Genomic DNA, 23,747 nt, shown 5'->3' with positions numbered 1-23,747 from the left:
TAACTGCAGCTTATCTATTATAACGGCTATTATTCCTTTTGAGTCATCACTGTGTGAGATGTTTCGAATGTAATTTAACTTTCTGTTTCCATCTGTTGCAACAAGATCACTGCTTGGGTTCTATTTTTCACTTCCAGTTTGCGGAAAATAGCGGTCATATGAGCCTTGATGGTCGCTTCCGAAACATTCAACTCATAGGCAATTTGCTTATTCAACAGGCCGTCGGAAAGCATCCCTAGCACCTTATATTGTTGTGGTGTTAGAGTGGCAATCTTTTCTGCTAAGTCGCTGCAAGCAGCGTTATTGGTGATCAAGCCTTCAGGGAAAAATGGGTCGCCGTTCAAGACTTGATTGAGAGCACTCACCAGCTCACGCATATCACTCGATTTAGGGATAAAGCCAAACGCACCATGGCTCTTCACCTGAGTTACAACGCTGGCATCTTCGCTGGCAGAGATAACTACAATGGGTAAATCAGGGTACTCAGCACGTAACTGAATAAGACCGGACATGCCGTTGGCCCCCGGCATTTTGAGGTCGAGCAGCAGCAGGTCTGGTTCATCTTCTTTTTTGAGAAGTGTTAGTAGGGCATCCAGAGAGTCCGCCTCTAGAAGGTTCGCGCCACTGATCGCCATGTGCACTGACTGAAACAAGGCGTTACGAAACAGAGGGTGGTCATCAGCAATGATGATGGTATAGGTCGAGTCCATGACGTTCATACTTTTAACAATTTAGTTAACATTTATTATTGTCCTGATTGACTATGCGGACAATATTTATGCACTAAAAGTCTGAAGCATATCCACTTTTGCTGAGAGGTGAGGATGGAAAGGTTTTATAAATATGTAAAAGCCACGTTTCAGTTCTCATTTGAGAAAGAAAACGTGGCTTGTATTTTATCAACGTAGTGCAGTTATAGCTGGTGGCTTTGCATGTGTTGCAAGAAGGTCTCAGCGTTCATAAAACCGGTAACACGGGCATTTGGAACATGGTTACCCTGACCGTCCCAGAACTCAATGGTTGGCAACCCCAGTACCTGCATTTGCTTAAGCAGTTCAATATCTTGAGGTAAGTTTTTAGTGACATCAGCTTGTAGCAGAACAAAACCAGAAAGCTTATTTTCAACATCGGCTTGATGGAAGGTGTACTTCTCAAACTCTTTACACGCCACACACCAGTCGGCGTAGAAATCGAGCATCACTGGCTTACCTAACTTCTTCGCCTCGATAAGCTGGATCTCTAGCTCTTCAACGGTATTGATACGAGCAAACTCAATTTGAGCAGTCTGCTCGACACTCTTTTCTGCAAACCAGTAATTTAGAGCCGGTTGAGCCGATGCGAACAGTCCAAGCATAGCAATGATACCGACTGCGCTCTGTTTCCAACCACCAAACGGCAGAGAGTTCTTGCTGTGATACAGCCAACCAAAAGCGATAAAGCCAAGTGCAGACCATAATACGGTTGCCCATAGCTCTGGCAAAATACGCTCTAATAGGAAGATAGGCGCTGCCAGTAGAATAAAACCAAACACGATTTTGACCTTATCCATCCAACTGCCAGCTTTTGGTAGTAACTTATTGCCGAATACAGCGACGAGCATCAGCGGGATACCCATGCCCATTGCCAATGCATACAGAGCAATACCACCGGTAAACAGGTCACCACTTTGTGCCACGTAAAGCAGAGCACCAGATAGCGGAGCGGTAGTACATGGTGAGCACACCAAACCGGAGATCGCTCCCATCGCAAACACACCTAAGGTATTGCCACCTTGCTGCTTGTTGCTCTGATTATTGAGCCAAGTTTGAACACTGCTTGGAAGTTGTAGGTTGTAGACGCCAAACATCGACAGTGCCAATGCGACGAACAGAATACTCAAGCCAATCAGCACATAAGGGTGCTGCATCGCCGCTTGGAACTGCATACCCGCCGATGCTACCACAAGACCAAGTAAGGTGTAGGTGAGCGCCATACCTTGTACATAAATGAACGACAACATCAAAGCTCGGCCTTGGCTTAGCTTACCGCCACCCAACACAATGCCAGTCAGAATAGGGTACATAGGTAGAACACATGGCGTGAAGGCAAGGCCAACACCAAGAGCTAAGAACAGCAGCGGCGTCCACCAACTGTCACTGAGCTGTTCAGCAAGCCCGACTTCTTTTGAAACTGGAGCCGCGCTGCGCTCTTCTGCGATAGGTGCTGAAGTTGGTTGTGCTGATACCTCCGTCTTAGCTGAGGTACTGGCTGTATTCGTCGCGACATCTGCCGACGGCGTGAATGGCTTGATGTCAATGACACGAATTTCAGGTGGGTAACAGAAACCCGCTTTGGCACAGCCCTGGTACTTAACGATAAGCTGCGAGCCATCTTGGTAGCTCTGCAGTGGGACTTGCACAAATAGCGGTTGGGTATAAATGCTCACCTCGCCAAAAAACTCATCTTGGTAAGGTTGCCCGTTTTCCATTTCCACAGGGCCGATAGCGAGATTTTGACCTGTAAAATCAAGACTGTGTTGATAGAGGTAATAGCCCTCTTTTACTTGCCAGTCGATAAGGATTTTATCGTCTTGCTGGTAGTAATTAAAAGGGAATGCCTGATCAACAGGAACAAAGCTATTGGCTGAGTCGAGTTCAAGTCCTTGGTCGTTATTGCCAAAGAGAGCATAGGCTGAATGGGACAAACTAAGCAGTCCAACACACAGCGTGATGAGAAATGCGCGCATAAGTGAAGTCATCTTGATTAAGTTAACAGCGATATTAACTTAATCAGACCTTATTGCTGACTAATAAGTTTCAAATTGCCGTTTTTATTATAAGAATGTTTGCGTTATATCGTGCTGGCCTTTAGGGAACCGATAATAAAAAAGGAAGCCGAGGCTTCCTTTTAAAGATAACGGATTGATTCTGATTAGATGAACAAGCCACCGAAGCCAAAACCAAGCGCAACCGCAGTCGCGATAGTCACCACACCTGGGATAAAGAATGGGTGGTTGAACACAAGGTTGCCGATGCGAGTCGAGCCTGTGTCATCCATCTCAACCGCTGCAAGCAGAGTTGGGTAAGTTGGCAGAACAAACAGGGCACTTACTGCGGCAAATGACGCTACCGCAGTAAGAGGCGCTACGCCAATGGCCAGTGCTGCAGGCATAAGAGCAACAGTGGTTGCACCTTGAGAGTAAAGCAGCATAGAAGCAAAGAATAGAACCAGTGCTAGCATCCAAGGGTAATCAGATAGTAGAGCACCTGCTACGTCTTTGATCTCTGCAACGTGTGCGTTTACAAACGTTGAACCTAACCAAGCCACACCAAGTACACACACACATGCTGTCATACCAGAGCGGAATGTTGGTGCTGAAGAGATCTTCGCTGCATCGATTTTTGTGAACAGTACAATCGCAGCCGCTGCTGCTAGCATCACAGACATGATTGCTTCGTTACGGCCTAGCGCTGGGTTTTCAATCAAACCCACAGAGCTAGAGATCGCCGCCGCATAGCAAACAACAAAGCCGATCGCTGCTAGGAAGATGTAAGTTGCTTTCTTCGCTGTTGGCAGTATCTCACGCTTTTCTTCTGTTGCTAGTTTGATTAGACCTTTCTCTAGACGCTCTTGGTATACAGGATCGTCTTTAAGCTCACTGCCCATGTAGTTCGCAACAACAGCACCAACCATACAAGCGATGAAGGTTGTAGGAATACAAACCATCAGTAGTGTTAGGTAATCAACACCGAATGGCGCTAGCATCGCTGCAAAAGCAACAACCGCAGCGGAGATTGGAGAAGCTGTGATCGCAATCTGAGACGCGACAACCGCAATCGATAGTGGACGAGATGGACGAACACCTTGGCCTTTCGCCACTTCTGCAATCACAGGCAGTGTTGAGAACGCTGTGTGACCCGTACCCGCCATCAATGTCATTAAGAACGTCACGATAGGAGCATAAAAAGTTATGCGTTCAGGATGTTTGCGTAAAAAGTTTTCTGCGATCTGAACCAACCAGTCCATACCGCCCGCGACTTGCATAGCTGCAATCGCAGTGATAACCGACATGATGATCAGAATAACGTCGATAGGGATAAAAGATTGGCTAGTTGGAACACCAAGGATTAGCGACAGTGCGATAACACCCGCGCCGCCAGCAAAACCGATACCAATACCGCCAATTCTGGCCCCTAAAAAGATAAAGAGTAGGACAACGAACAGCTCTACTGCAATCATAGTAACACCTCATTTTTAGATTTTATTATCTGAAAACTCGCCACTGAGTGTTCAAATAATAGAACCTACAGCTAACAACTACGGTCAGTGCTTGTCTCGTTATAAAGCCACTTTAAATATATGGTTAATCGTTTTCGAGACTAAAAAAGGGCTCCGTCGGGAGCCCTACATTCAAGCTTACTCGTAGCGTTTGCCTTTATACTGAGGGCGCATCAAGTTTTCAACTGAGAAAATGTCATCAAGTTCTTCTTCAGTGAGAAGACCGCGCTCTAGAACCACATCGCGAACGCTCTTACCGGTTTCTGCACAAATCTTACCAACGATGTCACCCTCGTGGTGGCCAATGTATGGGTTTAGGTAAGTGACGATACCGATAGAGTTAAACACGTGCGCTTCACACACTTCTTTGTTCACAGTGATGCCGTCAACACACTTGTCACGTAGGTTCACACAAGCATTGGTTAGAATGTCTAGAGACTCAAACATGCTTTGAGCGATTACCGGCTCCATCACGTTCAGTTGAAGCTGACCGCCTTCTGCTGCGAAAGAAACCGTGTTGTCGTTACCTAGTACTTTGAAGCACACTTGGTTTACTACTTCAGGCACTACTGGGTTTACTTTAGCTGGCATGATTGAAGAACCTGCTTGAAGCTCTGGAAGGTTCAATTCATTTAGGCCAGCGCGTGGACCCGAAGAAAGTAGACGTAGGTCGTTACAGATCTTAGACAGTTTAACCGCTAGGCGTTTTAGTGCGCCATGGGTCATTACGTATGCACCACAGTCTGAAGTTGCTTCGATTAGGTCTTCTGCTGGAGAAACCTCTAGGCCCGTTACTTCAGCAAGGTGTTTAACCGCTAGCTCTTGGTAACCTTGTGCTGCGTTTAGACCCGTACCGATCGCAGTTGCACCTAGGTTTACTTCTAGAAGAAGCTTTGATGTGTACTCTAGGTTCTTGATCTCTTCATTGATCGTTACTGCCCATGCGTGGAACTCTTGGCCCACTGTCATTGGTACTGCGTCTTGCAGTTGAGTGCGACCCATCTTAAGAACCGTGTTGAACTCTTGACTCTTAAGTTCGAATGCGCCTTTTAGGTATTCGATAGCATCGATAAGCTTACGTACGCTGTTGTAAACAGAGATACGGAAGCCTGTTGGATATGCACAGTTGGTTGATTGACTCTTGTTTACGTGGTCATTTGGATTGATGAACTCGTATTGGCCTTTCTCTTTGCCCATAAGCTCAAGAGCCACGTTCGCAACCACTTCGTTTGCGTTCATGTTTACAGAAGTACCCGCACCGCCTTGGAACACATCTGACGGGAATTGGTCCATGCACTTACCCGTATCTAGGATAAGGTCACATGCCGCAATGATGTGCTTCGCGATTTCACTTGGAATTACACCTAACTCTTTGTTTGCTAAAGCCGCAGCTTTCTTGGTCATCACCATGCCGCGCACAAACTCAGGCACGTCTGAGATAGTGACATTTGAGATGTTAAAGTTTTCGATAGCGCGTAGAGTGTGGATGCCGTAGTAAGCATCTGCAGGAACATGACGTTGACCTAATAGATCTTCTTCGAGACGAGTGGCTTGAGGAGCTTCAACAGGAGCTTTAGATTGAGTAGCCATAACAGGATCCTTAGAGAATTATTCTGATAATATAGTTAGTTATTAGCCTATCCTTTATGCGAAACTCCGTTCACTAGAATTTTGGGCTGATAAATCCGTCCTGACTTATGTGGCACATAATACTGTACCTAGCGCATAAAAATAGTAAGTTGATCACCTTTTTTGCTTTTGTTTCGTCAATCTTACACAAACTATTTTTTGAGGATGAGACACGCTTATTTACAGGATAAATTTGAGTTCGCAAGAGCTTTCAACGTACACTGAACACAACAAAGGAGGGCTTGTGTTTCCTATCTTATTATTACTGTTTATCTTTGTGCCTATCATTGAGATCGGCTTATTTATTCAAGTTGGTGGCTTCTTAGGATTGTGGCCAACTATCGCCTTGGTATTAGTGACAGCATTTGTGGGTGCATCACTGGTGCGTAGCCAAGGGATTCAGACTTTAATGTCGGTTCAAGGTCGCTTGCAGCAAGGCGAGATGCCAGCACAACAAATCCTTGAAGGCGTGATGCTCGCTGTAGCTGGGGTACTGCTATTAACGCCGGGCTTTATGACCGATGCGCTAGGTATGTTGGTACTACTGCCAGCACCACGCGCAGCCATCGCGAAAAAACTGATGGAAAAAATGGTCGTGAAGAATGTATCAGGTGGCTTCCACGCCGGTGGTCATGCAGGTTTTGGTCACAGCCCATTTGGTGAAGACCCGTTTAACTCTGATTCGTTCAAGCAAGATCCTTTTGACCAATCGAAAGGTGGCAATACTTTCGAAGGTGAGTTTGAGAAGAAAGACGACGACAACGATCGTAGTCGTTTGAACTAGTCTCTATCTCATCATCAAAAAAAGGCTCTCTCCTTGATTCTTTATCAGAACAAAAGGAGAGAGCCTTTTTTATTGTCTGTAAGGGTAAGGTTGGCTAAACAGCGCCTTCAAAGCCCATTTGTCGCCACGCTTCAAATGCAATGATCGCAACTGCATTCGATAGGTTTAGGCTGCGAGCGTCTGGCATCATTGGAATGCGGATACGTTGCTCCATCGGCATGCTTTCAATTAACTCTGCTGGCAGACCACGCGTTTCTGGGCCAAACATCAGAACATCACCTTGTTGGAACTTTGCATCTACGTGATGGCCTGTGGTTTTAGTGGTGCAGGCGAAGATACGGAATTCACCCTCGCGTTCGTTCTCTAGGTACTCTAGAAACGCTTCAAGGTTCTTGTGACGCTTTACGCGAGCGAGGTCGTGGTAATCCAAACCTGCGCGGCGTACTTTTTTCTCTTCTAAATCAAAACCGAGTGGTTCAATCAGGTGTAGGTTGGCACCACAGTTGGCACATAGGCGAATGATGTTACCTGTGTTAGGTGCAATTTCAGGTTCGTAAAGCGCGATATCAAACATACTGGTTCACTAGCTAGATAAAAAGTAGCTTGAGTATACGGTGGCAGGCTGAGTGAGTACAGTTGCCACCGAACGATTACGCTTTGTTTGCTAGCGCCTGTGCGTAGTTTTCTGCAACGGCATCCCAGTTCACGACATTCCACCATGCATTGATGTAGTCAGGGCGGCGGTTCTGGTAGCTGATGTAGTAAGCGTGCTCCCAAACGTCGAGCGCTAGAATCGGCTCACCTTGGCTATCTACTGCGTCCATCCAAGGGTTATCTTGGTTAGACGTAGAGACGATTTTCAGCACACCATCTTTAACGATAAGCCAAGCGAAGCCTGAGCCAAAGGTGTTGATAGCGGCTTGAGCGAATTGATCTTTAAAGCTCTCTAAGTCACCAAACGTTGCAACAATGTCTTTGGCTAGATCCCCACTCGGTTCACCGCCACCATCTTTCGACATGCAGTTCCAGTAAAGGATGTGGTTATAGTAGCCGCCACCGTTATTGCGTACTGCCGGTGAATGCTTAGAGATGTTGGCAAAAATTTCTGTTAGAGGCTGTGTCTCTAAATCGGTACCTGAAATCGCTGCCATGAACTTATCGTAATAGGTTCTGTGGTGTTTACTGTAGTGAACCTCCATTGTTTTAGCATCAATGTAAGGCTCTAAAGCATCGTAAGCGTATGGCAGTTCTGGAAAAGCGTGTGACATAGTAAATCCTCCTTAATTAGAGGATTTACATTAATGATAATGGATCTCATTATCAACTAGATCTTTGTAGGGTTATTACAAAGGTATGATCGGAAGGGTAATTTCAACCTGTAATCCACCCAATGAGCTGCGACTGGCTGTGATGGTGCCACTGTGTTGACGAATCGCACTTTCAGTGATGGTCAAACCCAATCCTGTGCCTCCAGAGTTTCGATCGCGCGCTGTTGAGACTCGATAGAATGGTCGGAATATCGATTCAAGCTCTGCTTCTGGAACGCCATCGCCATTATCATTGACCTGAATCGTCAGCTGGTCTTGCTTGACGTTCATCTGTACATCGACCTTATCTTTACCGTAGTAGATGGCATTGCGGATGATGTTATCAAGTGCGCTCATTAATAGCTTAGGGTTACCTGAAATCGAACGATCTGGAATCGCAGAGAAGGTGAGGTTTTTATTCATCTGCTCTGCTTCAAATTCCGCATCTTTTAGGATCTCTTCCCACAGGCTCGACAGTGGCTGAATCTCTCGTGTGATATGGCTATCAACCTGCATACGCGATAATGTTAGAAGTTCACTGATCATCTGCTCTAATCGCTGCGCTTCAGTATCAATACGCTCCAACTCTTGGCTTTCGCCCTGCTTGCGGATAGCCAGCGCATTAGCCATTCTCAGGCGCGTTAAGGGGGAGCGCAGTTCATGTGAGATGTCGGAGAGCAGTCGCTGTTGCCCTGAGATCATCTGATTGACGGCCTCGACCATTTGGTTGAAGCTTTTCCCTGCTTGACGGAACTCTGATGTGCCCTTTTCAAGGGTAGGGTCGACCTCAAATTCGCCTTTCGCTACTCGCTGAGCTGCACGCTCTAGTCGTCGAGCCGGCTGGCTGAGTGCCCAAGCAAGCCATAATAGTAGCGGGGTACTGGCAAGCATTACCGCGAGGAGTAGCTGCAGTGGTTTATCAAACAGTCTTAATAGAAAAGGTGGTGGTTGATTCCATTTAACACTGACGTACATCATCAGGTCTTCATTAGCCAGTACCACAGGGACTGGGCCTGCGACCATGTAATGCCCATAAAGCTTCTGTTTAGGGACGTCTGGGTTATCAATAGTGGTGACAAAGTTGCGGATTGCTTTGACCTTATAGTTAGAGTGGCGCTTGGTGGTCAAGACGCTACCATCTAAATCGGTCAAGTAGATGCGTGGGCGAGAGTCTTTGCGGCTGCGAGGTGGTCCCTCAAGTTGAAAAATAATCTTGCCAAGGTTGTCTTCTCCGGCGAAGCGCTTTTCGGTCGCCTTAGCGATGCGAGTGAGTTTGTCGTAATGTTCTGTTGGAATATCTCGTGCAACGCGAGGGTCTAGGTGTGGTAAAGAGAGCACTGATAAAAGCACCAATAACATGGTGAACCAAAAAATAGCAAAGATACGTCCATATAAACTGGTGATTTTAGGTAAGCGCATTAATCTTCCTCAACAAGTAGATAGCCACGGCCACGCAGGGTCTTAATGCGTGCTTTGCCATCAGGACGTTCTGGTACTTTCTTTCTCAAGTTAGAGATGTGCATATCGATTGCACGGTCAAAGGCTGCCAATCTTTTTCCGAGTACATCTAAGCTGAGTGACTCCTTGGTGATCACTTGTCCTGGATTTTGAATTAGATGGCTCAATAGGGCGAACTCGGTAGTGGTGAGATCCAGCAGTTGCTCGTTGCAGTAAGCTTCTTGTTTTCCGGGGTAGACCGCTAAGTCTTGGTAGCGGATACAATCGCTGCTGGTTGCTTTCTCTGTGCTGCCGTTTGATTGAGTGCGTCGCAAGATGGCACGAATACGAGCCAGAAGCTCACGATCACTGAACGGTTTAGGTAGATAGTCGTCAGCGCCGAGCTCAAGTCCGATCACACGATCGATCTCTTCGCCTTTTGCTGTCAGCATTAATACAGGGGTTTCCCATGACTCGCGTAGTTTTTTGAGAGTCTCCATCCCATTGAGCTTAGGCATCATCACATCTAATAAGATAAGGTCGATGTCGTTATTGATGGCCTCGAGACCAGCGTAGCCATCATTGGCTTCGGTGACTGTAAAGCCTTCAAAGCTCAAAATGTCTTTTAACAGACTGGTCAGTTCCGTGTCGTCATCAATAAGGAGGATATTTGCCATAGGGAGAACCTTGTTGTGTTGTTTACACCTAAATAATAACTGCTAACTATTCGCCAATTTGCACTCTTTACGATTCTTTACGCTTTCTACACGTTGCTTTACGTGCGAGCTTCTATTCTATACTCAAGCGCTGACCAACAGACGCAGACACACGAATGATTATACCAATTTGAGGCAAAGATTATGAAAATGACTAAGAAACTTGTACTAGCAGCTGCAGCTCTTCCACTAGTGTTTGGTACAGCAAGTGCGTATGCGTATGGTGGCGGTGATAAAGGTGACCACAAAGGTATGCACGGTAAGTGTGGCGGTTTCGATAAGAAGATCATGCGTCAACTAGACCTAACAGATGCGCAGAAAGAGCAGCTTAAAGAGATGCGTGAAGCAGACAGAGCGGCGATGAAAGAGAAGCGCTCTGCGAACAAAGCTGAAAAAATGGCAGAGATGAAGGCGCATCGCGAACAAGTTCAAGCATTGGTTCTGGCAGACACCTTCGATGAAGCCGCAGCCAACGAACTGGCTAGCCAAATGGTAGAGAAACAGACAGAACGCCGCGTTGCTATGTTGAAAAAGCAGCACGAAATGATGAGTGTTTTAACTCCTGCGCAGAAAACAAAGCTAACGGAACTGCAACAAGAGCGTATGGCTAAGTGTGTAGAGAAAATGGAAAAGCGTGCAAATAAAGACAGCTAAGTACTGAGCGTGACACCACGCCTGAGCTAGATGAGCAAAACCAAAGAAGCGACCATGTGTCGCTTTTTTTGATCGCGATTACAAAAATTTAAGTGATTGACTGTCATATTCAATCGGTTTTTGTCAGGTTATACTTTGTGCAATAGATCCAACAATAGTCAGAATATGAAAGCAGAATACGCTCGTCTCGTGACACTTGCGGCTTGGGCAGCCACTATCGTCGCGACTCTCTTATTGGTCGTTAAAGTTGCCGTTTGGTGGGTGACAGGTTCGGTGAGTCTCTTAGCCTCCGTGGTCGACTCACTGCTCGATATCGCCGCTTCATTAGTCAATCTATTGGTGGTGCGTTATTCATTGCAGCCTGCCGATAGGGAACACACTTTCGGTCATGGTAAAGCCGAATCATTGGCAGCGTTGGCTCAAGCCATGTTCATCTCTGGTTCTGCCTGTTTCCTTATCTTAAACGGCGTCGAACGCTTCTTTAGACCTCATGAGCTTAACTCTCCAGAACTGGGTATCTATGTTAGCCTGTTTGCCATTTTGGTGACCTTTGCTCTGGTCCGTTTCCAACAACACGTGGTGAAGAAAACAGGCAGCCAAGCCATTGCTGCAGATTCTCTCCATTATCAGTCTGACCTGTATATGAATGCTGCCATTATGTTGGCTCTAGGCTTGAGCTGGTTGGGTTTCACGCAAGCAGACTCAATTTTTGCCATAGCGATTGGTGGCTATATTCTTTATAGCGCTTATCAAATGGCGATGGAGGCGATTCAGTCTCTGCTTGATAGAAAGCTACCCGATAAGGAATTAGCTCAAATTAAGGAAGTTGCGTTAAGCATTGAAGGTGTTTTAGGGGTTCATCAGCTCAGAACTCGACGCTCAGGTCCAGTGCGGTTTATCCAGCTGCATTTAGAGCTAGAAGATGAGATGCCACTTATTGAAGCGCATCGCATTTCCGATGATGTTGAGGACAAGTTGTTGTCGGTGTTCCCTGATGCTGATGTACTGATCCATCAAGATCCTTACTCGGTGGTGTTTGGCCCAGAGAAGAAGCAAAAATTTCGCTCTTGGTAGCGAGACTCGCGGCTCAGCCTAAATGGTAAGTGGGGAATTTTTGGACTACATTGAGTAAAATTCACTAGTACTTTGGTGATAAAAAAATCAGCCAATAACAATTAATGTTGATTCTGATGTGAATCAACAAAGTTATTGAGCAAAACTGTAATACTCCTACAGAAGTAGAAAAGTTACATAAATTTGTGCGATTTGAGTGGTATTCCTGTTGAGTAAATGTAACATAGCGCACAAATATAGATTTAAAATCTTGTTGATATACAATCAGCAAGAGCAAGAATTGAATAATAAATTCCCAAATATTGAGGGTGAGCATGATTAAGAAAATCGGTGTTTTAACAAGTGGCGGTGACGCACCTGGTATGAACGCAGCAGTTCGTGGTGTTGTTCGTACAGCGTTGTCTTCTGGTATCGAAGTTTACGGCATTTACGATGGCTACCTAGGTCTGGTTGAAGATCGCATTCAGAAACTGGATCGCTCTAGCGTATCTGACGTGATCAACCGTGGTGGTACTTTCTTAGGCTCTGCACGTTTCCCTGAGTTCAAAGAAGTTGAAGTTCGCCAAAAAGGTATCGAAAACCTGAAAAAACACGGCATTGAAGCACTTGTTGTTGTCGGTGGTGACGGTTCTTACATGGGTGCGAAGAAGCTAACTGAAATGGGCTACCCATGTATCGGTCTACCAGGCACAATCGATAACGATATCGCCGGTACTGACTACACAATCGGTTATCTAACCGCACTGAACACTGTGATCGACAACATCGACCGCCTACGTGATACTTCATCTTCACACCAACGTATCTCTATTGTTGAGATCATGGGTCGTCACTGTGGTGACTTAACCCTAATGTCTGCGATTGCTGGTGGTTGTGAGTACATCATCACGCCTGAAACAGGTCTAGATAAAGAGCAGCTTATCCAAAATATCCAAGACGGTATTGCTAAAGGTAAGAAGCACGCAATTATCGCACTGACTGAGCTGATGATGGATGCAAATGAGCTAGCGAAAGAGATCGAAGCCGCGACTGGTCGCGAAACTCGTGCAACGGTTCTTGGTCACATCCAACGTGGTGGTCGCCCAACAGCATTCGACCGTGTACTGGCTTCTCGTATGGGTAACTACGCAGTTCACCTACTTAAAGATGGTCACGGTGGTCGTTGTGTTGGTATCGAGAAAGAGCAGCTTGTTCATCACGATATCATCGACTGTATCGAGAACATGAAAAACCCAGATCGTTCAGACCTATTCAAGGTTGCCGAAGAGTTATTCTAAGCCGGTCTTAGTTTAAAAGTGTAAAGAGCCGCTGCAGTGTCAGCGGTTTTTTTATGCCTGAATATATGAAAGTTAGGCTTGGGTGACAGGTAATAAAAAGGCCAACCGCAGTTGACCCTTCCTTCAATTTAAACTGAGAAGTCTAAATTAAGCTTTTGCTTTTGCTTTAGCTGCTGCTTTAGCGATAGCTGCGAAACCAGCTGCGTTTAGAGCTGCGCCGCCAACTAGAGCACCGTCGATGTCTGGTTGTGCGAAGTAAGCTTCAGCGTTTTCAGGCTTAACAGAACCACCGTATTGGATGATTACTTGCTCAGCAACTGCTGCGTCTTTTTCAGCGATCATTGCACGGATAGAAGCGTGGATGCGTTGTGCATCTTCAGCTGTTGCTGCTTTACCAGTACCGATAGCCCAGATTGGTTCGTAAGCGATGATTGCGCCGTTTAGAGCTTCAACGCCGTAAGCGTCGATAACTGCGTTGATTTGACGCGCACATACTGCTTCTGTTTCGCCTGCTTCGTTTTGCGCTTCAGATTCACCGATACAGAAAACTGGCTTCAGGCCGTTCTCTTGTAGGAATTTGAATTTCTTAGCGACGAACTCGTCTGATTCGTTGTGGTACTCACGACGCTCAGAGTGACCGATGATGATGTGAGAAGCACCGAAGTCTTTCAGCATTTCTGGAGACATGTCGCCAGTGAAAGCACCGCTGTTGTTTAGGTCAGTGTTTTGTGCACCTAGGATGATTTTGTTACCGCCTTCTGCGATAAGACGCTCAGCTAGATCGATGTAAAGTGCTGGTGGAGCTACTGCTACGTCTACACCTTCAACGCCTTCAAGTTCAGCGTTAAGACCAGTTAGCAGCTCAGTTACCATTGCTTTGCTACCGTTAAGTTTCCAGTTACCCATCACTACAGGACGACGCATAGGAATATCTCCGTATTTAATCAATTAATGTAAAAAATCTTCGTAAGAATATAACAGATAAAACGCGTTAGATCATGATTGTGGTCATGTCTTTATGGGATCTTATCGATTGGTCAGAGTAGATAATAAACAGATATCAGTGATCTAACAGACAGAATAATAGTGAACTTCTCGGATTTTTCACGGTTACTTGATATTAAAGGACAAACGATTGCGTGAAGAATAGGAAGTAACCATGCCAAATTTAGTTCTTGAGTACTCAAACTCGGTGGATGAGCGAGTGAATGTACAAGGTTTGCTAGAAGATCTCCATCAAGTTGCATTACACTGTGGATTGTTTGATGCATCCTCTGTCAAATCTCGTTCTCTGCGTTGCCATAATTGGCTAGTGGGGGAAGAAGACGACAGTGTGGACTTTATTCATATCAGTTTTGAGTTACTCTCTGGTCGCACAGATGAGCAGAAAAGGGAGCTGTCACGAGCACTAATGGTGGTATTGCAAGAACAAGCAAGCCATGTAAGAAGTTTGACAGTGAACATTCGCGATATGGACATCAACAGTTTTCAAAAAGTGATTAATTAAATTTTTGCAGCCCATTTTGGCCGCATCCCAAATTAGAGTGTATTTAAGATGTCGATGAAAGCGTTACTGTTTTCCTTCCAAGGAAGAATCAGCCGTAAAACCTACTGGATTTGGAACGTATTTTACTACGTTGCGATTACGGGCTTTGCCTCCGGTATCTCTGTGTTGTTCCCTGCATACTCATACATCTTATTGCCAATTTTCTTATTGATGTTGGTGATTCCTGATTTGGCAGTGACGGCAAAGCGCTGGCATGACCGTAATAAATCAAATATGTGGCTGCTACTGAATGTGCCTTTAGTTTTAGGGCGCCTAGCATCGCCAATGGCGACACCAACCGCTGAAACCGTTTCACCTGTTCACATGGTGGCGACGGTTGCCGCATTGGTGTGTGGCCTGTGGATTCTGGTTGAGTGTGGCTTTTTGAAGGGCACAGAAGGTCGTAATGATTACGGTGATGAGCCGGAGTAAGGTGCAAACAAGCACTGTGCTAAGAATGTTTTGAAAGAAAAAGGAGGTATGTCGCCTCCTTTTTTGTATCGCTTCCCTAAGGGTTATACCAATCACAGTAAGTAAGTGATCAAAAATAGCGCAGGAAAAAGGCTTGAGAACAAGGCAGAATTTTTCGATAAGTAGTTATTCTACAATTAAAAATTCTAACGCAGTTATCGAGCATTTTAACAAGCTAGTGTGAGCAATTATTTACTACGATTGGTATTAGTCGGTGTTCCTTGGTTTAAATGCAATGATGGTCGCTTGTGGTGGTTCTGAGTTCAAGCTATTACCCTGCAGTGCTTCCTGAAACTTGCAGACTTGACAACGTAGCTCTCGCATTAATACAACGTTGGCTTGGTGCGGGTTTTTACAGCGGCTGACCACTAAGTCAATGTGGCTTTGTTGGGCGCGCAGTCTGTCTTGCATAATGTGAGAGGCGGAGCAGATCATCTGTTCACACATTTCTTGTTTAAGTTGGTTGAACGCATTCGGATCTCTCTGAGCAAGTTCAACCAATTCATCGAAAGGGGGCAGTTTGAGATTGGGTTGAGGATGTCCCATCTTTCTTTCCTTAGTAATGCATCGTGAGTGAGATACTTTAAGCTTAAGAAAGAATTTGGTTGTTTTTTGTTCAGTTTGTGTTCTTCTCAAATTTGAGACAGTGGCTGTCTACAGCACTAAAACGGAATCACTGTATATGTACAGCGACGCTCACCCGCAATAATGTGCTCGGAACGACTGATATTGCAGTCATTTTTGAGTAGCTCTGTAAACACGTTTAACTCAGATTGGCATAAGCTTGGACAGCGCGTTGCGGCTTTACAGATAGGGCAGTGGTTCTCAATCAAGACGTAGTGATCACCTTCATCGTGCAGCTCTGCCATGTAGCCTTCATCTTCACGCAGCTGAGTGAGGGTTTGAAGCTTGCTAAGAAGGTCATCGCAGTTAACCAAGGCTTGTTGGTACTGCTTTAGAGTCGATTGCTCTCGCTCGGCAGCGACTTTAGCGAGGCCCTCTTTTCCAAACAGATTCTCAACCGCATCGATAACTTGAATAGTCAATTCACCGTGGCGGTCAGAAAACTGATTGTGCCCCTGCTGGGTTAGAGACCAGTGACGCGTTGGGCGGCCAACTTTCACTTTCACGTCATGAAACGCCAGAATACCATCATCTTCTAGGCTTTGGAGGTGCTGCCTTGCACCCATAGTCGTCATGCCAAACTCTTGTGCGAGCTGCTTAGCAGTAACGGCCCCGTGGCGCTTAATGGTGTGTAAAATTCTGTCGCTTGTTTTCATACTATCCCTACCTCATGAACCTTACTATTATGAGGCAAGGTATTTATAAAGCAAACCATTTACTATAGCCAACCTGTAACATCGCTACAAAAAGAAAAGGCCAGCATCGAAATGCTAGCCTTAAACAGAATGGGGTGATGATCGTTATTAAAGAATGTGATCGATCACTTCTGGGTCTTTACGCTCAAGGTAGTGAATCGACTTGATACGACGAATGGTACGGCAGCGGCCACGAATCAGTAGAGTCTCTGTGGTTGCGATGTTGCCTTGACGCGTGATGCCCTCTAGCAGATCACCTTTAGTGATGCCTGTTGCCGAGAATACAACGTTGTCACTGCGCGCCATGTCTTCCATTTTTAGAACTACACCTGCAGTTACGCCCATTTCAGCACAACGCTCAAGTTCCAGTTCACCGTGCTTACGGTTCTCTTCGTTGTCGCCTTTCACTTCATGACGTGGCAGCAAACGACCGTGCATGTCGCCATCTAGCGCACGAATTACTGCTGCTGATACCACACCTTCTGGTGCGCCACCGATGCAGTACATCACGTCTACTTCGCTGTCTGGCATACAAGTTAGGATAGAAGCGGCTACGTCACCATCTGGTACAGCAAATACGCGTACGCCCATCGCTTGCATCTCTGCGATCACTTGATCGTGACGAGGTTTCGCTAGCGTGGTTACTACAAGCGTATCTAAAGATTTACCCAGTGCTTTAGCAATGTTCTCTAGGTTCTCTTTTAGTGGCTTTTCTAGGTCGATAGCGCCTTTAGCTCCAGGGCCAACAACCAGTTTTTCCATGTACATATCAGGCGCTTTGAGGAAGCTGCCTTTTTCACCGGCAGCTAGTACAGCCAGTGCGTTTGACTGGCCCATCGCCGTCATACGCGTCCCTTCTATTGGATCGACGGCGATATCAACAGCATCACCACCAACACCGACATTTTCGCCTATGTATAGCATCGGAGCATCATCGATTTCGCCTTCACCGATCACGATCTCACCACTGATTTCGGTTTTGTTGAGTAGGCTACGCATGACTTCTACTGCGGCACCATCGGCAGCGTTTTTATCACCACGGCCAAGCCATTTATAACCTGCTAGTGCTGCACCTTCAGTGACACGAGAAAATGCCATTGCTAAATCGCGTTTCATGCGGACTCCAAAATTTTCAAAGGGGGAATAGAAATTTCGCGGCGGATTTTACCATAGTTCAAAGGAAACGTTTGCTTTTTTGCTTTTGTGACTTTGTTTACGATCAAAGTCGAGCAGAAATTTTAAAATATTCACCGAAATAATCAGTTAAGTAATCGTGCTGACACAATTAACGTCAATATTCGGTAAAAAGCGATGTTTTTTTCATCGAATGGCGCAAAATATCGAAGATATAGAGTGTTTATCCGTGCTCTGCTGAGTAGAATGGGGCAATAAGTGGAGTGAACCTTCAACATCAAATGGATAACTTAAAGGTAGGCCAGAATGTCTTTTGAAGTACTAGAGCAACTAGAAGCAAAAATTCAAACAGCAGTTGATACTATTGCACTTCTGCAAATGGAAGTAGAAGAGCTAAAAGAAGAGAAGCAGCAGCTAGCGGCAGAAGCTGGTGAGCTAAAAGCAAGCCGTGAAGAGCTAGAGCAAAAAACTCAGCAAATGCAGCAAGAACATGCAGCATGGCAAGACCGCATTCGCAGCCTACTAGGCAAGATGGACGAAGTTGAGTAATCCACTTTTGCTGCGATAAACGTTGAAGAAAAAATGCCCGCTACTCGGTTAGCGGGCATTTTTGTATCAACTATTGATTGTCATCATCTTCATCATCAAGCTCGAACTCTACATCGAGTGGCTCTGGCGAGAGAATGATGCCGGTGTTGTCGGCATAGAGGTAATCTTCAGGTAGGAAGCTAACGCTGCCAAAATTCACGGGAACATCAACTTCACCAACGCCATCTTGCACAGCGCCAACCGGGATGGAGGCGAGCGCGTGGATACCCAGGTTCATATCTTCTAGTTCGTCGACTTCACGTACGCAGCCATACACAACAATACCTTCCCACTCATTGTCTTCGGCTAACAGTGCTAACTCGGCATCAATCAGCGCTTTACGTAGCGAGCCACCACCATCAATCAGTAAAACACGACCTAAGCCGTCTTGCTCTAGAACGGAACGGATCAGCGCGTTGTCCTCGAAACATTTGAGTGTAGTGATCTGTCCAGCAAAGGAGGCTCTTCCACCAAAGTTGCTGAACATCGGCTCTACGACATCCACTTGGTCTAGATAGATGTCGCACAGTGCTGAAGTGTTGTATTCCATTCGCGTACCTTTTGAACAATGAGCTTACTTTGAGTATATCGGTGCTCGATCCCTTTGCAATGATTAGTCTGAATTATGTCAATAGAGTTTGAGCTACAACAACACTAGCAAACAATAAGTTAGTCACCAGAGAACATTTCACGATAACAGGCATCATAGGTGCGATTTGCGCGGGTTTTTCCGTATCCCAAACGGCCTTACCGTGTTTATAAACGGTGATGATACTCAGTGAAAATGGCAGGCTAATCCAGACAGGTTTATCTTGAATAAGCAGGTAGCTCGCGAAAGCAATCACTGCCACGCTCAGCAGCACAAAGTGATACTGCTTAGCTCTGCGCTGTCCTAGTCGAACCGCCATGGTGCGTTTACCACACTCACTGTCGTTTTCGATGTCACGCATGTTGTTGATGTTAAGTACGGCCACCGCCATCAAGCCACAGCCCAAAGCGGGTAAGAATAGACTTGGTTCGATGTGACCAGTGTGCAGGAAGTAAGTCCCAGATACACCAAGCAGGCCAAAGAAGATGAATACCGACAGGTCACCTAAACCGATATAACCATAAGGTTTGTTACCGACGGTGTAGGCGATCGCGGCTGCAATTGCCAGCACACCCAAACCGATGAAAGAGAGAATGCTCTCAATAGAGGATAGGGCATGGAAAATTAAGATAAGTCCAGCAATTATGGTAAACACAATATTTAGGATGATGGCCTGCTTCATGGTTGCGGCGGAGACTGCGCCCGACTGCATCGCACGCATTGGACCTAGGCGCTTTTCATTGTCGGTGCCTTTCAGCGCATCGCCATAGTCGTTAGCGAGGTTGGAAAGGATCTGCAGCAAGGTTGCAGTGAGAAAAGCCAACAAAGCAATGGAGAGAGAAAACTGATCGCTAGCGAACGCTAAACTACTTCCTGTAAGAATAGAGACGAGTGCGAGAGGCAGAGTTTTTGGTCGTGCGGCATCAAGCCAAATCAGTAGAGATTGTTTCATCGTAGGTCTATTTGTCGTTGTAAGGACACTGTGTCATACCGTATTTCGAGTATACGCTCATTTTTTAGGTAATAAAAAGCCCACTCGAGAGTGGGCCGTGAAATTGGTTAACAGCTTGCTGTTTCTTTGCGTTAGAGCAACAAGTTGGATATTTTTGTGCTACAGAATGAAGCGGCTTAGGTCTTCGTCTTCAACGAATTCGCCTAGTTTAGACTTCACGTAACCAGCATCAATCACTAACTTGCTACCGGCTTTGTCGGTCGCTTCGAATGAAATCTCATCCATTAGACGTTCCATTACCGTGTGTAGACGACGTGCACCGATGTTTTCGGTCGTTTCGTTGACTTGCCATGCCGCTTCTGCGATCTGAGTGATGCCATCTTCGGTGAACTCTACATCTACCTCTTCTGTCTTCATTAGAGCGATGTATTGCTCAGTTAGAGACGCTTTTGGCTCAGTCAGGATGCGCTTGAAGTCGTGGCTTGATAGCGCTTCAAGTTCAACACGGATTGGTAGACGGCCTTGTAGCTCAGGGATCAGATCCGATGGCTTAGCCACTTGGAATGCACCCGAAGTAACAAACAGGATATGGTCTGTTTTCACCATGCCGTGCTTAGTCGATACCGTGCTACCTTCAATAAGTGGTAGTAGGTCTCGCTGAACACCTTCACGAGAGACGTCTGGACCCGAGCTATCACCACGCTTACAGATCTTGTCGATCTCATCGATAAATACGATACCGTTGTTTTCAACGTTGAAGATTGCGTTCTCTTTCAGCTCTTCTTGGTTAACCAGTTTTGCCGCTTCTTCTTCAGTCAAAGCCTTGAACGCGTCTTTGATTTTCAGCTTACGTTTCTTCTTGGTATCACCAGCAAGGTTTTGGAACATGCCTTGTAGCTGGTTTGTCATCTCTTCCATGCCTGGAGGTGCCATGATTTCAACGCCCATCTGTGGCGCTGCAACATCGATTTCGATCTCTTTGTCGTCTAGCTTACCTTCACGCAGCTTTTTGCGGAAAATCTGACGGGTGTTTGACGAGCCTTCCTCTGCTTGTTCGTTTTGACCCCAAGCATCGCGAGCTGGTGGAAGAAGGGCATCAAGGATACGCTCTTCAGCTTGCTCTTCAGCGCGGAACTTTACTTTTTCCATCGCTTGTTGGTGAGTCATCTTGATCGCAACGTCGGTTAGGTCACGGATAATGGTCTCTACTTCTTTACCCACGTAGCCGACTTCAGTGAATTTCGTTGCCTCGACCTTGATGAAAGGTGCGTTTGCAAGTTTCGCTAGGCGGCGAGCAATTTCCGTTTTACCCACACCGGTTGGACCGATCATCAGAATGTTCTTAGGAGAAACCTCAACACGCAGGCTCTCATCTAGCTGCATACGACGCCAGCGGTTACGAAGGGCGATAGCTACAGAGCGCTTCGCGTTTTCTTGGCCAATGATGTGGCGGTTCAGTTCATGAACAATTTCACGAGGGGTCATTTCAGACATGTCTATTCCTTAATTCTTGAATCACTGTTGGGTGCAATATTGGTTTGAGTCTTATTCCGGTTTCGGTAGCTCAACGGTGCTTTCTAGTTCTTCAACAGTGTGGTGATGGTTGGTGAACACACAGATGTCGCCTGCAATAGTTAGCGCCTTCTCTGCGATTTCACGAGCATCTAAATCGGTATTTTCTAGTAGGGCTGTCGCCGCTGCCTGTGCAAAGTTGCCACCTGAGCCAATTGCGATTAGGTCGTGCTCTGGCTGTACTACGTCACCGTTACCAGTGATGATCAGAGAGGCGGTTTCATCGGCAACGGCCAATAGGGCTTCTAGCTTGCGCAGAGCGCGATCACTACGCCAATCCTTCGCCAGCTCAACGGCAGCTTTGGTTAGGTGACCTTGGTGCATTTGCAGCTTGCTTTCAAATTTTTCGAATAGCGTGAAAGCATCTGCTGTACCGCCAGCGAAACCTGCCAGTACTTTATTATTGTATAGGCGACGTACTTTACGGGCATTGCCCTTCATTACAGTGTTGCCTAGAGATACTTGTCCATCACCCGCGATGACGACTTTATTATTACGACGTACAGATACAATGGTAGTCACGAGTAGGGCCTCTTTATCTTTTTATCTTTGGGTATAAAAACAATATGAGGATGGCCTACTAAGAATTCAAGTTGCCTTGGTGGATGCAGGGCAATTTATGCAGGTAGGGCAGTAGAAAGAGGTGCTGGCTTAGAAACCAGAAAACCCCCAAAAGTGGAGGTTTTCATTGTGTGATTTATTGATCTTTCCAAATCGCACACGGCTCGATTTTGGCTCTTTGTAATTTGTGGCGATCACGCTCAGCGTCACGCTTCAGTTTGTAAGGACCAAGTACCACACGATACCAGCTGCTGCCTTCTTTCTTGCGGATATCACTTGATATGCCTTGGAAAGCAATGTCGAGCTTACGCGCTTCAGCTTGAGCTGAGGTTTTGTACGCACCACACTGCATGATGTATGGTATCTTAGAAATCTGCTGCTCTTTGGCTTTGACTTCTACCTCTCGGCTAGGCAAGGTTTCTACGTAATCCCACTTCTCCTCGGGTGGTGGTGGGATAACCTTGGCTGGCTTAGGTTTCGGCTTGGGCTTAGTCACCACAGTTGGCGGTGGCGGCTCAGGATCATTGCTTAACAGATACAAGCCGTAGCCAAAGCCACCAGCCAGTAAGATCGCCAAAAGACCGCTACGCCAAGGTTTTCGGCGAGGGGCAGGTTTTTTAGCCGTGCGTTTATTTCCACGGCCGCGCTTTACATAATCTCTATTAGCCACAAGTCTTTCAAATGTTAGTGATTCTGCACTCATGGTAATCCAGAATGCGCGAGGATAATAGTGCAGAAATGGAAGCGGCACATCAAAATGTGCCGCAGATTTATGAGTCTATTTTCATGGATTACATGCGCGGTGGTGCCGTACTCCCACGAACGACCAGTTTCGCTTCAAGCAGACGAGAGCCAGCTTGAACATCATTGCCTTTGAGCATATCAAGCATCATCAACATCGCCTGACGTCCAATCTCGTAACGGGGTTGGGAAATCGTTGTCAACGGTGGATCGCAGTATTGGGCAAACTGAATATCATCGAAGCCGACAATCGATAGATCGTGTGGAACGCGCAGACCTAGTTTCTTCGCCTCTTGAATCGCACCAATTGCCATTGCGTCATTGTGACAGAAAATAGCGGTTGGTTGCTCTGGCAGTGCAAGCAGTTGGCGAACGGCTTGTGCACCCGCTTCAAAGGTAAAGTCACCGACCGTGCTGTAGGCTGGGTTCATGGTAACCCCTGCGCGGCGCAGTGCTTGTTGATAGCCTTGTTGGCGGAATTGGCAGAGAGTTGCTGATGTCGGGCCTGAGATCTGAGCGATACGCTTATGACCCAGCTGAGCTAGGTAGTTCACCGCTTCAAATGCCGAGGTCAGGTTATCGATATGTACCGTTGGTAGCTCAAGCTCTGGAGCGAATTCACACGCCATAACCATTGGTGGCAGGTTTTTCTGCTCGGCTTTGCTGACGTCAAATGGGTGGTCGGTTCCCAGTAGCAGCATACCGTCTGCTTGCTTGGTGAAGACCAAGTTTACGAACGAGCTCTCACGCTTTTTCTGTTGTCCGCTATCACCTAGAAGCACCAAGTAGTCGTTTTCAACGGCAGCGTCTTCAATACCGCGAATGATTTCAGCGAAGTAGGGATCACAGATATCAGGAACGATGGTGATGATGGTTTTAGATTCGTTGCGACGTAAGTTTCTAGCTAAAGTGTTGGGTGAGTATCCAGCTTCGAGTACCGCTGTTTCAACTCGCTTTCGAGTCGTCACCGATACTTTTTCAGGGTTCATCAGCGCTCGCGATACTGTCGCTGTTGATACACCTGCCAACTGGGCAACATCCTTCATTGTCGCCATAAAATAAACCCTCTCTAATTCCTTTATTGCCTCTGACTAAGGCGTGAATAATTATATAATTGATTGATATTATGAAAGTGTTGC

25 protein-coding genes are annotated in these 23,747 nt (G+C 46.3%); 7 read left to right on the top strand and 18 right to left on the bottom strand.

The features are described 5' to 3' along the window. Positions 1–74: 74 nt before the first annotated feature. The 4 genes from vsple_RS13125 to aspA form a co-directional block, all read right to left on the bottom strand. Positions 75–710 (bottom strand): response regulator transcription factor, encoded by a 636-nt coding sequence (locus vsple_RS13125; RefSeq protein WP_255229710.1) that lies wholly within the window; start codon positions 708–710, stop codon positions 75–77. A gap of 203 nt (positions 711–913) precedes the next feature. Further along, a complete protein-coding gene (locus tag vsple_RS13120; protein ID WP_261882208.1) occupies positions 914–2,725 on the bottom strand; it encodes a protein-disulfide reductase DsbD in 1,812 nt (603 codons plus the stop codon). A 185-nt stretch (positions 2,726–2,910) separates the two neighbouring features. Next, positions 2,911–4,218: an anaerobic C4-dicarboxylate transporter gene (locus vsple_RS13115; protein ID WP_150869398.1), complete on the bottom strand. Its 1,308-nt coding sequence runs from the start codon at positions 4,216–4,218 to the stop codon at positions 2,911–2,913. 177 nt (positions 4,219–4,395) lie between these two features. After that, the gene (gene aspA / locus vsple_RS13110) at positions 4,396–5,847 is read right to left on the bottom strand and encodes an aspartate ammonia-lyase (RefSeq protein ID WP_261882207.1); all 1,452 of its coding nucleotides are present in this window, start codon (positions 5,845–5,847) and stop codon (positions 4,396–4,398) included. Positions 5,848–6,130: 283 nt separating this feature from the next. Here aspA and vsple_RS13105 point away from each other — a divergent pair, with 283 nt between their 5' ends. After that, positions 6,131–6,670, top strand: coding sequence for an FxsA family protein (locus vsple_RS13105; RefSeq protein ID WP_261882206.1), 540 nt, complete (start codon positions 6,131–6,133; stop codon positions 6,668–6,670). 94 nt (positions 6,671–6,764) lie between these two features. On the opposite strand, the gene trmL is transcribed toward vsple_RS13105, so the two are convergent. The 4 genes from trmL to vsple_RS13085 form a co-directional block, all read right to left on the bottom strand. Further along, entirely contained in the window at positions 6,765–7,244 is a 480-nt protein-coding gene (gene trmL / locus vsple_RS13100; RefSeq protein WP_032549953.1) for a tRNA (uridine(34)/cytosine(34)/5-carboxymethylaminomethyluridine(34)-2'-O)-methyltransferase TrmL, read from the bottom strand. Positions 7,245–7,320: 76 nt separating this feature from the next. Then, positions 7,321–7,938: a superoxide dismutase gene (locus vsple_RS13095; protein WP_261882205.1), complete on the bottom strand. Its 618-nt coding sequence runs from the start codon at positions 7,936–7,938 to the stop codon at positions 7,321–7,323. Between the two features lie 75 nt (positions 7,939–8,013). Further along, the gene (cpxA, locus tag vsple_RS13090; protein WP_261882204.1) at positions 8,014–9,396 is read right to left on the bottom strand and encodes an envelope stress sensor histidine kinase CpxA; all 1,383 of its coding nucleotides are present in this window, start codon (positions 9,394–9,396) and stop codon (positions 8,014–8,016) included. Further along, complete coding sequence (locus vsple_RS13085; RefSeq protein ID WP_261882203.1) at positions 9,396–10,091, bottom strand: response regulator; 696 nt, start codon at positions 10,089–10,091, stop codon at positions 9,396–9,398. Before vsple_RS13085 ends, cpxA begins: the two co-directional genes overlap by 1 nt. Positions 10,092–10,274: 183 nt before the next feature. Here vsple_RS13085 and vsple_RS13080 point away from each other — a divergent pair, with 183 nt between their 5' ends. The 3 genes from vsple_RS13080 (at position 10,275) to pfkA (ending at position 13,135) form a co-directional block, all read left to right on the top strand. Continuing rightward, positions 10,275–10,784: a CpxP family protein gene (locus tag vsple_RS13080; protein ID WP_261882202.1), complete on the top strand. Its 510-nt coding sequence runs from the start codon at positions 10,275–10,277 to the stop codon at positions 10,782–10,784. Between the two features lie 165 nt (positions 10,785–10,949). Further along, on the top strand, positions 10,950–11,858 hold the full coding sequence (fieF, locus tag vsple_RS13075; protein ID WP_255229720.1) for a CDF family cation-efflux transporter FieF: 909 nt from the start codon (positions 10,950–10,952) through the stop codon (positions 11,856–11,858). A gap of 314 nt (positions 11,859–12,172) precedes the next feature. Continuing rightward, positions 12,173–13,135, top strand: a complete 963-nt coding sequence (gene pfkA, locus vsple_RS13070) for a 6-phosphofructokinase (protein ID WP_255229721.1) — start codon at positions 12,173–12,175, stop codon at positions 13,133–13,135. 147 nt (positions 13,136–13,282) lie between these two features. Here the strand turns inward: pfkA and tpiA are convergent, their stop codons facing one another. Continuing rightward, entirely contained in the window at positions 13,283–14,059 is a 777-nt protein-coding gene (gene tpiA / locus vsple_RS13065) for a triose-phosphate isomerase (protein WP_261882201.1), read from the bottom strand. 235 nt (positions 14,060–14,294) lie between these two features. On the opposite strand from tpiA, the gene vsple_RS13060 reads away from it, so the two are divergent. Beyond that, positions 14,295–14,642 (top strand): 5-carboxymethyl-2-hydroxymuconate Delta-isomerase, encoded by a 348-nt coding sequence (locus vsple_RS13060; RefSeq protein WP_255229722.1) that lies wholly within the window; start codon positions 14,295–14,297, stop codon positions 14,640–14,642. A 48-nt stretch (positions 14,643–14,690) separates the two neighbouring features. Next, a complete protein-coding gene (locus vsple_RS13055) occupies positions 14,691–15,113 on the top strand; it encodes a DUF805 domain-containing protein (protein WP_255229723.1) in 423 nt (140 codons plus the stop codon). A gap of 246 nt (positions 15,114–15,359) precedes the next feature. Here the strand turns inward: vsple_RS13055 and vsple_RS13050 are convergent, their stop codons facing one another. The 3 genes from vsple_RS13050 to glpX form a co-directional block, all read right to left on the bottom strand. Beyond that, positions 15,360–15,698, bottom strand: a complete 339-nt coding sequence (locus vsple_RS13050; RefSeq protein WP_261882200.1) for a DUF3135 domain-containing protein — start codon at positions 15,696–15,698, stop codon at positions 15,360–15,362. Positions 15,699–15,814: 116 nt separating this feature from the next. Then, a complete protein-coding gene (locus vsple_RS13045) occupies positions 15,815–16,432 on the bottom strand; it encodes a helix-turn-helix transcriptional regulator (protein WP_255229726.1) in 618 nt (205 codons plus the stop codon). A gap of 147 nt (positions 16,433–16,579) precedes the next feature. Then, on the bottom strand, positions 16,580–17,587 hold the full coding sequence (gene glpX / locus vsple_RS13040) for a class II fructose-bisphosphatase (RefSeq protein WP_261882199.1): 1,008 nt from the start codon (positions 17,585–17,587) through the stop codon (positions 16,580–16,582). A 324-nt stretch (positions 17,588–17,911) separates the two neighbouring features. On the opposite strand from glpX, the gene zapB reads away from it, so the two are divergent. Beyond that, positions 17,912–18,154, top strand: a complete 243-nt coding sequence (gene zapB, locus vsple_RS13035; protein WP_255229728.1) for a cell division protein ZapB — start codon at positions 17,912–17,914, stop codon at positions 18,152–18,154. A gap of 70 nt (positions 18,155–18,224) precedes the next feature. Here the strand turns inward: zapB and rraA are convergent, their stop codons facing one another. From rraA to cytR, 6 genes are all read right to left on the bottom strand, one after another. Beyond that, positions 18,225–18,743 carry a ribonuclease E activity regulator RraA gene (rraA, locus tag vsple_RS13030; RefSeq protein WP_255229729.1) on the bottom strand — a complete coding sequence of 173 codons (519 nt, stop codon included), beginning with the start codon at positions 18,741–18,743 and terminating at the stop codon, positions 18,225–18,227. Positions 18,744–18,816: 73 nt separating this feature from the next. Further along, positions 18,817–19,734 carry a 1,4-dihydroxy-2-naphthoate polyprenyltransferase gene (locus vsple_RS13025; protein ID WP_261882198.1) on the bottom strand — a complete coding sequence of 306 codons (918 nt, stop codon included), beginning with the start codon at positions 19,732–19,734 and terminating at the stop codon, positions 18,817–18,819. Between the two features lie 159 nt (positions 19,735–19,893). Further along, the gene (gene hslU / locus vsple_RS13020; RefSeq protein ID WP_261882197.1) at positions 19,894–21,228 is read right to left on the bottom strand and encodes an HslU--HslV peptidase ATPase subunit; all 1,335 of its coding nucleotides are present in this window, start codon (positions 21,226–21,228) and stop codon (positions 19,894–19,896) included. A 51-nt stretch (positions 21,229–21,279) separates the two neighbouring features. Then, positions 21,280–21,828, bottom strand: a complete 549-nt coding sequence (hslV, locus tag vsple_RS13015; RefSeq protein WP_032549976.1) for an ATP-dependent protease subunit HslV — start codon at positions 21,826–21,828, stop codon at positions 21,280–21,282. A gap of 175 nt (positions 21,829–22,003) precedes the next feature. Continuing rightward, the gene (locus vsple_RS13010; protein ID WP_261883171.1) at positions 22,004–22,537 is read right to left on the bottom strand and encodes an SPOR domain-containing protein; all 534 of its coding nucleotides are present in this window, start codon (positions 22,535–22,537) and stop codon (positions 22,004–22,006) included. 121 nt (positions 22,538–22,658) lie between these two features. Then, positions 22,659–23,663, bottom strand: a complete 1,005-nt coding sequence (gene cytR, locus vsple_RS13005; protein WP_261882196.1) for a DNA-binding transcriptional regulator CytR — start codon at positions 23,661–23,663, stop codon at positions 22,659–22,661. Positions 23,664–23,747: the final 84 nt, after the last annotated feature.

This window comes from Vibrio pelagius (assembly GCF_024347575.1).
Taxonomy (GTDB): domain Bacteria; phylum Pseudomonadota; class Gammaproteobacteria; order Enterobacterales; family Vibrionaceae; genus Vibrio; species Vibrio pelagius.
Note: the sequence above shows the minus strand (reverse complement) of the source record. Positions and strands in the feature narration are given on the sequence as shown.